The organism is Deinococcus misasensis DSM 22328, from assembly GCF_000745915.1.
Taxonomy (GTDB): Bacteria; Deinococcota; Deinococci; order Deinococcales; family Deinococcaceae; genus Deinococcus_C; species Deinococcus_C misasensis.
Window position 1 is genome coordinate 191,334 of the sequence record NZ_JQKG01000005.1, and the last position, 12,002, is coordinate 203,335.

Genomic DNA, 12,002 nt, shown 5'->3' on the forward strand with positions numbered 1-12,002 from the left:
TCGTTATTTTTTATAGAATACGTAAAGAACCATTGGAGGTATCAAGTCTTGAACGGAAAAGTGATCGTGGTGACCTCTGGCAAAGGTGGCGTCGGCAAGACCACCACCACCGCCAACATCGGAACAGCACTCGCCAAACTCGGTCAAAAGGTCGCCATCATTGACGTGGATGTGGGTCTCAGGAACCTCGACGTGGTGATGGGTCTGGAATCCAGAGTGGTTTTTGACCTCGTTGATGTGCTCGAAGGGGCATGCAAGGTCCGTCAGGCCCTGATCCGCGACAAACGCGTGGAAAACCTGTTTCTGCTGCCTGCAGCCCAAACCCGCGACAAGGATTCCCTGAGTCCTGAAAAAATGCAGGACCTGATCAAAATGATGCTGGAAGAAGAAGGCTTTGACCGCATCCTGATTGACTCTCCTGCAGGCATCGAAATGGGCTTCAAAACCGCCGCTGCCCCTGCAGAGGGCGCTCTGGTGGTCGTGAACCCCGAAGTCTCCTCTGTCCGTGACGCAGACCGCATCATCGGCCTTCTGGAAGCCCAGCAGGTGCCAGAAATCAAACTGGTGATCAACCGCCTGCGCCCCAAAATGGTGGCCAAAGGCAACATGCTCTCTGTCGAGGATGTGCTGGAGATTCTGGGCACCAAACCCATCGGCATCATTCCTGAAGACGAGAACATTCTGGTCTCCACCAACGTCGGTGAACCTGCCGTGCTGGGTGATTCCAAAGCCGGACAGGCTTTCCTTGACACTGCACGCCGCATCATCGGTGAAGACGTTCCCTTCATGAACCTTGAAGAGGACCGCGGCTTCATTGCCACCCTCAAGCGCATCTTCGGAGGTGGTCGGTAATGTTCTGGGGCAGAAAAAACCGCTCTAAGGAAACCCTGAAAAACCGTCTGGAACTGGTGCTGGCCTATGACCGCGCCCAGATCCCCCCTGGACGTGTGGAAGCCCTTCGCAAAGAACTTCTGGAAGTGGTGGAGCGTTACTTCCCCAAAAACAGCAGCAAAGTCCAGCCCCAGATTGATGTGGAGCAGCGCGGCGACACGGTGGTTTTGACCGCCAGCATCCCTCTGGACAATCAGTAAAGTTTTCAGTCAACAGTTTTCAGTAGACATTTCAAAGCGAGAATCCCCTTTTTGTGGGATTCTCGCTTTTGATGTACAACACTGTTGTTCTTGCTGCTGTCGCATCAAAATCTTGCTGTCAACTCTTCACTGTGAACTGTAAACTTCTTCCGTCACCCTACGGTGGCGTTCTGTGGCTCGGGCAACCCTTCGGGAATCCCATGCATGGTCTTCTGCAACGCAGAGAACAGGTCCACGCCGGTGGTGGTTTCCAGCTGCTCCATCATGCTCAGGATGCCTCTGGGCAGGTTGTGCAGCACCTTCTGAAAGCCTTCTCCGTTGCCAGAGTCAATCACATTGAGTTTGTCAATTTTGACTTCACGCACAGCGTCGGCCATTTCTTTGACCAGAGCGGGCATCATGTTGAGCACGAAGGCACGCTCTCCGGCAATTCCGGCACTTGAGAAGGCTTCCACCAGCACGCGGAAAGCTTCCGCTTTGGCTTTTCCTTCTTCGATGATGGGAGCAGCTTCGGCCTGTGCTTCCAGCAATTTGGCTTCACGCTGGGCTCTGGCCGGGGTGATCATGTCGGCTTCAAAGCGCTTCTGGTTCAGCACGATGCGCTCTTGTTCCAGTTGTTGTTCTGCAACCACTCTGGCCCGTTCCCCGGCCACGCTGGCCTCGTTTTCTTTGGCGACAGCAACCGCATTCAATTCTGCAGTGCGCACCCTGAGTTTGTTCTGCTCTTCAATGATGGCTTGCTGGGCTTGCGCTTGGGTCACCTGAGAACGCTGTTGGGCTCCGGCCTCCACCTGTGTGGCTTCGGCGTTTCTTTCGGCTTCCGCGATGCGGGCTTCTTTCAGGACCTCGGCGGTGCGTTTGCGCCCGATGGATTTCAGGTAACCGGCATCGTCTGACACGTTCTGGATCTTGAGGGTGTCCAGTTGCATGCCGATTTTGTGCATGTCATGCTCGGCCTCTTCGATGAGGGCAGCAGCAAAACGCAAGCGGTCTTCGTTGACCTCCTCTGGGGTCAATGTGGCAATGATGCCACGCAAGTTCCCTTCCAAGGTGTCTTTGGTGATTTGCATCAGTTGAGATTGGGAAGTGTTCAGAAAGCGCTCGATGGCATTGGACAGGTAAGGCTCTCTGGCATTGACTTTCACGTTGGCAACCGCATGCACGGTCAGGGGAATGCCTCCCTTGGAAAAGGCATTTTGAACCGTGAGTTCCAGAGGGATGGTGCCCAGATCCATCCAGTTGATTTGTTCCAGCACCGGGACCCTGAAGGCACGCCCTCCACGAATGACCCGGTAGCCCACACTGTCTCCATTTTCCAGAGCGGTTTTGCGCCCTGAAACCACCAATACCCGATTGGGTGGCACCACGATCAGGAAGTTCTGAATCAGGGCCACCAGCAAAAGCACCGCAAGGATCACTGCACCCAGAATCACCAGTCCAAGTCCGAAGTTGATTTCCATGTTTTTCTCCTTTACTTCACAAAGATCCAGAGGGCGAGAAGGTTGATGCCAATTCCAATGAACATGTGGGATGGTCCCATCCATTTCTGATCCATCTTTTTGGACCTCAGGATGTACATCAACAAAAGTCCCACTGTCATGGCAAACAGCAGAAGAACTTCATCGGCAGTGAACATTTTTCTCCTTTCAAAACAAAAGAGGGTTTGCATCAAAGGATTTCTTTGATGTGACTTGATCTCTGGTTTTCAGGATTTTTATGGATCTGGCCTTGACATCATTGCTCCTTGAAGTTGAATTTTGAAAACAACAAAGCGGAGACTGTTCTGATTCAGTCTCCGCCAAGCCAACATATGGAGGTTGGTCTCCGGGTTTCCCCAAGTTGAGTTTATTTTATCTGAAAAATGAGTTTTCGTAAAGCCCTGAATGAGAATGCATGAAAGTCAAACTCCATTTAAAGTTGACAGATTAGAATTTTCGGACCATCACCTCAACCTTGAGTTCGGATTTGCCTCCGGCACTGTGCACGCCGTTTAGAGGGGCCACATCTGCATAGTCCCGGCCCGAGGCCACCACAATGTGTTCTTCTTGCACCCGCACCCCGTTGGTGGGGTCCCAACCTGCCCAACCCACTCCGGGCAAATACACTTCAACCCATGCATGGGAAGCCTGCGCTCCGTGCCATTCAGCATGTTTTTCGGAATAAACATAACCCGAGATGTAACGCGCAGCAATCCCCTGTTCACGCAAAATGGCAATCATCAGGTGGGCGTAATCCTGACACACCCCTTTTTTGTGGGTGGTGAATTCCTGCAACGAGGTGAACACATCGGTGGCTCCGGGGGTGTACACGATGGCTTTGAAGATGTCGGTGTTCAGGCGGTCCAGATGGCTCAGGAGGTCTTCGGAGGGGTCCTCTGGGTTGAAACCCATGTTGGTCCTCCATGAACCTGCGGGGACATGCTGGGAGGGCAGCAAGAACTCTGAGAACTCTGGAGGCAGGGCTTCCTGATACTTTTGCAAGGTCATCAGGGCAGAGGGCAAGGCCAGAGAGAACACTTCGATGATGCCTCTGGACAGGATGGCCAGTTCTTTGTGGTGTTGCTCGACATGGAATTCGTGGGCCACATTGCCGAAGTAATCGGTGTGAAAACGCAGGTGGCCGGTGGGCCGGAGGACCAGATCGTAATCCAGCAGTTTTTGCCTGCCACTGACTGGTTGCAGGTGCAGGGTGCCGAAGCTGTCCCACGCCTCCTCTTCATAGGTGTACTGGGTGAGGTGTTCGAAGGTGTAACGGGTCACCTTCACATCTTCGGTGCTGGGGGAGGTAAAGTCCACCTGAATCATGCGTACCTCGCCATGAAGTACAGGCGACCCATGTCATCCGAGATTTTCCAGAGGGAGTTGGCCATGTCTTTCAGGGCACGGGTGTCTCCGACCATCAGGCCGTCCAGAGGCACACCGTAATCCAGCTGGGCAATCAGCCACCCGAGTTTGCGTGAGATTTCCCGTGAGTTGTGCTGGGTGATGTCTGCGAGCTCTTCCAGCAGGGTCTTTAAAGTTTGCAGGTTGAAAATCACGCTTCTGGGGAAGGTGTGGCTTTGCAGCAGGAAGGCAGCGATGCGGGCAGGTTCCAGTCTGGACTGGTACTGCTTGCGGTAGGCTTCATAGGCCGACACGCTTTTCAGGACCGCCATCCAGTGGTGGTTTTGAATCTCCACCTGATTCTGCGCCGAGGTGGGAATGTCCTGATAGTATTCCGCCAGCATCCTGAGAACGCTGTCTGCCCGTTCCAGAAGGCGTCCGGCTTGCAAGAACAGCCAGCCTTCATCTCTGGGCAGGGTGGCTTCTGCAATACCAAAAAACAGGTGGCTGGCATCTCTGGCGGTGATGCAGTAGTTGTGCAGGCCATCTTCGTTGATGAGGTCCTGCGTGGCAAACCCGAGTTTGAAGTATTCCCGGTTGATGGTTTCCCACATCTCGCTGGGAAGGCGGTCCCGGAGGCTGCGGGCATTTTCGCGGGCGGTGGTGATGCAACCCCGGATGCTGGAATGGTTGTGCGGATGGATCGCCAGCCACACCGGAACGTTGTAAGGGGTCACCTCTGGAAAGTGCTCAAAGTACTGTTCCTGAGAGGTGGTGATGCGCAGCAACGGCTCCCAGCGCACCGGAAACCACTTGGGGGCTTCAAGGGTGGAGTGGTAATTCACGTCCAGAAGACGGGCGGTGTTTTCGGCCCGTTCAATGTACCTGCCCATCCAGAACAGGTTTTCGGCAAGTCGGCTCAGCATCGGTGAAACCTCATTGTTGTTGGGCTTCCTGGGCCATTTTGATGGCTTCCAGAGCCAGATCCGGCTGGTGTTCTTCAAACTCGGGCAGGTTCACCGGGGTTTCCATGAGGTTTTGCTGATACAGGACGTCGTCGTCTTCCAGCACCCAGGTGTCTTTGGAGCCTCCCCCCTGCGAACTGTTGACCACCAGAGAACCCCTTTTCAGGGCCACTCGGGTCAGGCCTCCGGGGATCAGGGTGGTCTCCTGACCCACCAGAATGAAAGGCCTCAGGTCGATGTGGCAGGGTTCAAAATTGCCGGTGTCTTTGTAGTAACTGGGGTGCACACTCAGGGAAATGGTCGGCTGGGCAATGAAATTTCTGGGGTTGGCCCGCACTTTTTGCAGGTAATCCTGCACCTCTTGCTTGCTGGATTGAGGGCCAATCAGCATCCCATAACCGCCAGACTCCCCGACGGGCTTGAAGACCAGTTCGTGGGCATGTTCCAGCATGTACACCAGATCCTGATTTTTGGCTCCAGAGTAGGTCTGCACGTTTTCCAGAATGGGCTCTTCCGACAGGTAATAACGGATCATCTCTGGGACGTAAGGGTACACAGCCTTGTCATCTGCAATGCCTGCGCCGGGTGCGTTTGCCAGAGCCACATTCCCTGCCCGGACTGCCTGCATCAGGCCTGCGACGCCCAGAGCACTGTCTGGTCTGAACGCTGCTGGGTCCAGAAAATCATCGTCGATGCGGCGGTAAATCACATCCACCTGCTTGCGTCCGTGGGTGGTGCGCATGAACACCTTGCTCTCACTGACAAACAGGTCACGGCCTTCCACGAGTTCCACACCCATTTGCTGGGCCAGAAAAGCGTGTTCGAAATAAGCACTGTTGTAGATGCCCGGACTCAGGACCACAATGGTGGGCTCTTCAAGGTGCCTGAGAGAGAGGCTGCGAAGCAGTTCCAGAAGCGCCGTGGTGTAATGCTGCACCGGACGAACCCGGTACTGGCTGAACAGCCTCGGGAAAATGCGGGTCATGGCGGTGCGGTTGGCCAGCACGTAACTGACCCCACTCGGGCAACGCAAGTTGTCTTCAAGGACCCGGTACTGGCCCTGTTCGTCGCGGATCAGGTCTGAGCCGACCACATGGGTGTACACCCCATAAGGCACCTGAATGCCGAACATCTCACGCCGAAAGTTCGGGCTGGAATGGATCAGGTCATAGGGGATTTTGCGGTCTTTGAGGATCTTTTGTGGGCCATACAGGTCCTGCAAGAACATGTTGATGGCCTTGACCCGTTGCTTGAGGCCCCGTTCCAAGGTGTCCCACTCTTGGGCCAAAATGATGCGTGGGAGCATGTCAAAGGGAATGGTGCGTTCGGTTCCCTGTGCATCTCCGTAGACGGTAAAAGTGATCCCCTGATTGCGGAAACTCAGGTCACTGAGTCCGGCACGGCGTTCAAATTCCTGAACTCCCAGTTTGGAAAGTTGATCCATCAGGACGTGGTAATGTCCTCGGACGTTTTCGGGAGTGGAATAGACTTCATTGAACGCCTGATGCGTGAAAGACACTGCTGTCATGGCACTCCCTTCAGCGCTGCTGGTAGGGGCGGCCAGCAAAGACGCATGAATATTCAATATATGCCACAGTCAAGGGCAAATTTCAAGGCAATTTGTCCAAATCATGCAGATTTTATGTATATTTTTAGGGTTCAATTTTATATTTTTGCATTCATCTTCAACAGATGCAAGATGTCCCATCACATTCATACAAGTCGTGACAGGAGCAAAATGATGGGGTGGTTGCTTCATGGCTCGGGCAAACGAGCGTTGTGGGGCAGAACACACATGCGTCAAAACCTTGACGGGGATTTTTCATTGACAATCCCCCCGAAAGCGTTTTACGCTCATTCAACAGTCCAAGGTCAAAGTCTTTCCCTTTTACGCACCCCTCCCCTGCAAGGTTCGCGTCAGACCGCCTTTCTTTCCCGGACTGAAGAAGTCAGAAGCGAGAGACCCCAATGCAAGAACACAGCATCTATCGGCTCACCGATGAACAATGGGACACCCTGTTGCTGGCCGTCCCCAAACTGAACGTGCGTGACCGCCACGTTTTCGAGGCGATCCTGCACGTCCTGAGCACCGCCATGCCCTGGCAGGACATGCCAGAGGATTTTGGCATCACCTCCAGAACCGCCTGGAACAGGTACCAGAAGTGGCAAGAGCAGACCATCTGGGACGACCTTCTGGGCACTTTTCTGGGCACCTTTCCCAACCATGTTCGCATGGGCTGGGAACGCACCCTGCGCGAAGCTGCTCTGCAACGCGCCCAGAAGTTTGGCACCCGCAAACGGCCTCTGGTGCATGAAATGGTCCCGGTTCCTGTGCTGGTCACCGACAACTGATCCAGCCTCTGGAACCGGAAGAAAGCAAAGGGAAGCAAACAAAATCACCCGGAAATGTCCGGGTGATCTTTTTGGTTTTCTGCTGGATGGTTTCTGCTGGGCTCAGTACTTCAGGCCATAACCGTAAGCGAAGAGCGGATCGTAGTTGGCATCTCCGACATTGATCGGCACCTGATCCATGCTTTTGGGCCAAGTGATGGGCAGCTTGCCAGAGAAGTTGAAATCTCCGAACAGCACATCGGCGACCCCTTGACCCTCTGAACCGGGCAGCCATGCAGCCACCAGAGCGTTCATTTTGGGCAGTTGATCGGTCAGGATCTGTGGACGGCCAGACACCACCACCACCACACACTTCATGGCCGAGCAGACGTTGTCAATGGCGCGGCGGTCTCCATCTCCGAGGACCAGATTTTCCCGGTCTCCCTGACCTTCGGCGTAGGGACGCTCGCCAACCACCACAATGCCAAGGTCGTAACCTTTGGCCTGATCGGGGTCGGGCCACTTCACGTAATCGACTTTTGAGGTGGAAGACACGGTTTTCTGGATGCCTTCAAGGATGCTGGTTCCGGGGATGATCTTGCCAGAGCCCCCCTGCCAGGTCATGGTCCAGCCCCCAGACTGGTTGCCGATGTCGTCTGCATTGCTGCCTGCCACCAGAATCTTGGCGGTGTCTTTCTTGATGGGAAGCACCTGCTCGTTTTTCAGGAGCACCAGAGACTCGCGCACAGCCTGACGGGCAAGGTCCCGGTGTTCCTGTGAGCCCAACTGGTTGAAATAACTGCGGTCCGTGAAGGGATTTTCAAAAAGCCCGAGTTTGAATTTCTGGGTGAGGATGCGGGACACCGCGTCGTCGATGCGACTCATGGGGATGTTGCCTTTTTCGACTTCGGACAGCAGGGTGTTGTAGAAACGGGGGTAGTTGTTGGGTTCCATCACCATGTCGATGCCTGCATTGATGGCCTCGCGCACATTCTTGGCTGGATCGTTGGAGATTTGATCGATGCCTGCCCAGTCGGAAATCACAAAGCCTTTGAAGCCCAGTTCGCCTTTCAGGAGATCGGTCAGCAGGTACTTGTGGCCGTGCAGTTTGACCCCATTCCAGCTGGAGAAAGAGGCCATGATGCTGCCCACCCCTTTTTCGATGGCAGCCTTGTAGGGGGGCAGGTGAATCTTGCGGAGTTCTTCTTCTGAAATGCGGGAATCCCCCTGATCGAGGCTGTAGTTTCCAGTGGTGCTGGAATCCAGAGCCGTGCCACCATCTGCCACAAAGTGCTTGGCGGTGGCCAGAACCGTTCCGGGCTGCCCGAGGTTGCCCTGCATGCCGTCAATGATGGACGTCATCATGGTGGCGATTTCAGGGTCTTCCCCGTAGGATTCGTACGTGCGACCCCAGCGTTCATCTCTGGCAATGCAGACGCATGGCGCAAAGTTCCAGCGGATGCCTGTGGCGTACACCTCTTTGGCGGTGGCTTCACCAATCTTCTTGACCAGCTCTGGATTGCGGGTGGCCCCAAGTCCGATGTTGTGGGGGAAAATGGTTGCACCATACACGTTGTTGTGACCGTGCACGGCGTCAATTCCGTACAGCATGGGGATTTTCAGAGGGGCCTTCAGGGTTTCACGCTGGTACATGTCGATCATGTTGGCCCAGCCCTCTGGGGAGTTGTCTGCTGGCACAGAACCGCCACCAGAGAGGATCGAACCGAAGGCGTAATAACTGACGTCATCAAGGTTTTTGATGTTGCCGCGTTCGGCCTGGGTCATCTGGCCGACTTTGTCTTCCAGAGACATTCTGGAGAGCAGGTCTTTGACCCGTTCCTCGACAGGCAATTTGGGATTCAAGTAAGGGGCATCCTGGCTCTGGGCTTGGGTGGAAACTGCACCGGTCAGCAAAAGGGCAGTCAGCATTCGGGTGGCTCGGGACTTGCGCAACATCACAACCTCCAGCATGAACTTTGTTTTTAAGGTTAACAATCTCAATATAACATCCCCTCTGGCTTCCTGCAATCGTTTTCATAAAATCAGCAATTGAACAAAATGTTACAGATTTAAATGTTCTCCTCATGCATCAAAACAAAAACAGCCCGGAGCTGGGTCCGGGCCTGTGAACAGCTTTTTCTTCAATCCCAGTCCAGAATCACTTTGCCAGACTGACCCGAGATCATCGTCTGAAAACCTTTTTCATAATCATCAATCGAAAAACGGTGGGTCAGGATCGGGGTGAGGTCGAGGCCACTCTGCAAAATGGCCACCATCTTGTACCACGTTTCAAACATTTCGCGACCATAGATGCCCTTGATGATCAGGCCCTTGAAAATCACGTTGTTCCAATCGATGGTCACGCCACTTCCGGGAATCCCGAGCAGGGCCACTTTGCCCCCGTGGTTCATGTGGGTCAGCATCTGGTTGAATGCAGGACCACTGCCACTCATTTCCAGCCCCACATCGAACCCCTCATGCATGTCCAGATCGTGCATGATGTCCTGCAGGTTTTCTTTGGCCACATTGACCGCTCTGGTGACCCCAAACTTGCGGGCCAGATCCAGACGGTAATCGTTGACATCGGTGATCACCACGTTGCGCGCACCCACATGCTTGGCCACCGCTGCTGCCATGATGCCGATGGGGCCTGCTCCCGTCACCAGCACATCTTCACCCACCAGATCAAAGGAAAGGGCGGTATGCACCGCATTGCCAAAGGGATCCAGAATGGAAGCAATCTCGTCTGGAATGTTGGCAGGCAGTTTGAAAGCATTGAACGCAGGAATCACCAGATACTCTGCAAAGGAACCGGGACGGTTCACCCCCACGCCCAGAGTGTTTCGGCACAAATGGCGACGACCAGCACGGCAATTCCGGCAGTGGCCACAGGTGATGTGGCCTTCTCCAGAGACCCGGTCTCCAATCTCAAAACCGCGCACCTCGGAGCCCATGGTCTCCACGACACCCATGTACTCGTGACCCACATGCATGGGCACAGGAATGGTTTTTTGCGCCCAATCGTCCCACTTGTAGATGTGCACATCGGTTCCGCAAATCGAAGACTTCTTGATGCGGATGAGGAGGTCGTTGGGGCCCACCTCAGGCTTGTCCACCTCGGTCATCCAGATGCCTTCTCTGGCTTCCAGTTTGGCAAGGGCCTTCACAGGGCACCCACTTTCTTGCCCGCGACTTCAAACGCCTTCACAGCACGCTCGATGTGCTCGGTTTCGTGTCCTGCACTCATCTGGGTGCGGATGCGGGCTTTGCCTCTGGGCACCACGGGGAAGCTGAACCCCACCACATAAACCCCAAGTTCCAGCATTTCTTTGGCCATGTTGCCTGCCAGCACAGCATCGCCCAGCATCACTGGAATGATCGGGTGCTGACCGGGCACCAACTGGAAGCCCAGTGTGGTCATTTCACGGCGGAACAGTTCGCTGTTGGCCTGCAGTTTGCTTCTCAGAACTTTGCCATCCTCTTCCAACAGGTCAAGGGTGGCAAGGGTGGCCGCCACAATGTTGGGGGCCACCGAGTTGGAGAACAGGTAAGGTCTGGAACGCTGCCTGAGCCACTCCACAATTTCCTTGCGCCCAGAGGTGTAGCCTCCACTGGCCCCACCCAGAGCCTTGCCAAAGGTTCCTGTGTAAATGTCGATGCGATCTGAAACGCCACAAAACTCGGGGGTGCCCCGGCCATTTTCACCGATGAAGCCCACGGCGTGGCTGTCGTCCACCATCACATAAGCACCGTACTTGTCCGCAAGGTCACAGATGGATTTGAGGTCTGCGATGATGCCGTCCATGCTGAACACCCCATCGGTGGCGATCAGTTTGAAACGTGCACCTGCAGCGTCTGCAGCCTGCAGCTGGGCCTCAAGGTCCTGCATGTCGTTGTTTTTATACCGAAACCGTTTGGCTTTGCACAGGCGGATCCCATCAATGATGGAAGCGTGGTTCAGTTCATCGGAAATGATGGCGTCCTGTTCGGAAAGCAGGGTCTCGAACAGGCCACCGTTGGCATCAAAGCAACTGGTGTACAGAATGGTGTCTTCGGTGCCCAGAAACTGGCTCACTCTGGCTTCGAGTTCTTTGTGGATGGTCTGGGTTCCGCAAATGAAGCGAACACTGGCCATTCCGAATCCGTACTCAGTCAGGGCCTGAGCAGCACGGTCGATGATCCGCTGGTCATTGGCCAGCCCGAGGTAGTTGTTGGCACAGAAATTCAAAACCTGTTGACCGTTTTTGAGCTGGATGTCGGCCCGCTGGGGGCTCTGGATCTGGTGTTCATTTTTGTAATACCCTGTGTCTTTCAGGGTCTGGATTTCCTGCTGCAGGTGCTCAAGCAAAGGGCGTGTCATACGCTTATCCTAACTCTTTGTATACTGTATACACAATAGCTTTCAGCCATCAGTGGTCAGCAGTCAGTGCATTTGAACGGCTTAAGCTTTTGTCTCAACACGCATCAGCCCTCTGGTGTTTTTCGCTGAGGGCTGAAAGCTTGTGTGTTGAGTTCATTTGGAGCGCACAATGAACTTGGTCAAGCCCTCAGGCCCCAGAGTCCGTTGAAATCTAAGAGCCAGAGCTCGTCACTCAGATCGGACGGGCCTGAGAAGCTGATCCAAAGGTCGGACGTTATCTAAGGCATCAGAGCCTGTACACAAGACAGTCCCGACGGTCAGCGGCTTGACGATTCCATTCTAGGAGGAAAACGCATGCAAGTCATCGGTGTCGATATTGCTTGTGACAGTTTTGTGGCCTTTCATCCCCAAGACCAAACCCCCCAGAGCTTCG

Annotated in this window: 11 protein-coding genes; 3 read left to right on the forward strand and 8 right to left on the reverse strand. The window is 54.4% G+C overall.

From position 1 onward, the window contains the following. Nucleotides 1-48 precede the first annotated feature (48 nt). Both minD and minE read left to right on the forward strand, forming a co-directional pair. Complete coding sequence (gene minD, locus Q371_RS06075; protein WP_034337500.1) at nt 49-852, forward strand: septum site-determining protein MinD; 804 nt, start codon at nt 49-51, stop codon at nt 850-852. Continuing rightward, nucleotides 852-1,091, forward strand: coding sequence for a cell division topological specificity factor MinE (gene minE / locus Q371_RS06080; protein WP_034337503.1), 240 nt, complete (start codon nt 852-854; stop codon nt 1,089-1,091). The genes minD and minE overlap by 1 nt, the downstream gene beginning before the upstream one ends. A 152-nt stretch (nt 1,092-1,243) precedes the next feature. Here the strand turns inward: minE and Q371_RS06085 are convergent, their stop codons facing one another. The 5 genes from Q371_RS06085 to Q371_RS06105 all read right to left on the reverse strand — a co-directional run bounded on the left by Q371_RS06085 (nt 1,244) and on the right by Q371_RS06105 (nt 6,406). Next, nucleotides 1,244-2,551, reverse strand: coding sequence for a flotillin family protein (locus Q371_RS06085; RefSeq protein ID WP_051963426.1), 1,308 nt, complete (start codon nt 2,549-2,551; stop codon nt 1,244-1,246). Between the two features lie 11 nt (nt 2,552-2,562). After that, entirely contained in the window at nt 2,563-2,727 is a 165-nt protein-coding gene (locus Q371_RS06090) for a hypothetical protein (protein WP_157442554.1), read from the reverse strand. A gap of 289 nt (nt 2,728-3,016) precedes the next feature. Then, nucleotides 3,017-3,895 carry a transglutaminase family protein gene (locus Q371_RS06095; RefSeq protein ID WP_051963427.1) on the reverse strand — a complete coding sequence of 293 codons (879 nt, stop codon included), beginning with the start codon at nt 3,893-3,895 and terminating at the stop codon, nt 3,017-3,019. Then, on the reverse strand, nt 3,892-4,839 hold the full coding sequence (locus tag Q371_RS06100) for an alpha-E domain-containing protein (RefSeq protein WP_051963430.1): 948 nt from the start codon (nt 4,837-4,839) through the stop codon (nt 3,892-3,894). The genes Q371_RS06095 and Q371_RS06100 overlap by 4 nt, the downstream gene beginning before the upstream one ends. A gap of 10 nt (nt 4,840-4,849) precedes the next feature. Further along, complete coding sequence (locus Q371_RS06105) at nt 4,850-6,406, reverse strand: circularly permuted type 2 ATP-grasp protein (protein ID WP_084571258.1); 1,557 nt, start codon at nt 6,404-6,406, stop codon at nt 4,850-4,852. 440 nt (nt 6,407-6,846) lie between these two features. Between Q371_RS06105 and Q371_RS06110 the strand changes: the two genes are divergently transcribed. Then, entirely contained in the window at nt 6,847-7,230 is a 384-nt protein-coding gene (locus tag Q371_RS06110; RefSeq protein ID WP_034337508.1) for a transposase, read from the forward strand. 102 nt (nt 7,231-7,332) lie between these two features. Here Q371_RS06110 and Q371_RS06115 read toward each other — a convergent pair whose 3' ends face one another. The 3 genes from Q371_RS06115 to Q371_RS06125 form a co-directional block, all read right to left on the reverse strand. Continuing rightward, nucleotides 7,333-9,165: a glycoside hydrolase family 3 protein gene (locus Q371_RS06115; RefSeq protein WP_245618251.1), complete on the reverse strand. Its 1,833-nt coding sequence runs from the start codon at nt 9,163-9,165 to the stop codon at nt 7,333-7,335. 185 nt (nt 9,166-9,350) lie between these two features. Next, nucleotides 9,351-10,376, reverse strand: a complete 1,026-nt coding sequence (tdh, locus tag Q371_RS06120; protein WP_034337511.1) for an L-threonine 3-dehydrogenase — start codon at nt 10,374-10,376, stop codon at nt 9,351-9,353. After that, nucleotides 10,373-11,569: a glycine C-acetyltransferase gene (locus Q371_RS06125; RefSeq protein ID WP_034337514.1), complete on the reverse strand. Its 1,197-nt coding sequence runs from the start codon at nt 11,567-11,569 to the stop codon at nt 10,373-10,375. Before Q371_RS06125 ends, tdh begins: the two co-directional genes overlap by 4 nt. Between the last annotated feature and the right edge of the window lie 433 nt (nt 11,570-12,002).

Bases quoted from the DNA above. Each gene is read 5' to 3' on its own strand.
- minE (WP_034337503.1), top strand. From the start codon at position 852: ATGTTCTGGGGCAGAAAAAACCGCTCTAAGGAAACCCTGAAAAACCGT.
- Q371_RS06085 (WP_051963426.1), bottom strand. From the start codon at position 2,551: ATGGAAATCAACTTCGGACTTGGACTGGTGATTCTGGGTGCAGTGATC.
- Q371_RS06090 (WP_157442554.1), bottom strand. From the start codon at position 2,727: ATGTTCACTGCCGATGAAGTTCTTCTGCTGTTTGCCATGACAGTGGGA.
- Q371_RS06095 (WP_051963427.1), bottom strand. From the start codon at position 3,895: ATGATTCAGGTGGACTTTACCTCCCCCAGCACCGAAGATGTGAAGGTG.
- Q371_RS06100 (WP_051963430.1), bottom strand. From the start codon at position 4,839: ATGCTGAGCCGACTTGCCGAAAACCTGTTCTGGATGGGCAGGTACATT.
- Q371_RS06105 (WP_084571258.1), bottom strand. From the start codon at position 6,406: ATGACAGCAGTGTCTTTCACGCATCAGGCGTTCAATGAAGTCTATTCC.
- Q371_RS06110 (WP_034337508.1), top strand. From the start codon at position 6,847: ATGCAAGAACACAGCATCTATCGGCTCACCGATGAACAATGGGACACC.
- Q371_RS06115 (WP_245618251.1), bottom strand. From the start codon at position 9,165: ATGTTGCGCAAGTCCCGAGCCACCCGAATGCTGACTGCCCTTTTGCTG.
- Q371_RS06125 (WP_034337514.1), bottom strand. From the start codon at position 11,569: ATGACACGCCCTTTGCTTGAGCACCTGCAGCAGGAAATCCAGACCCTG.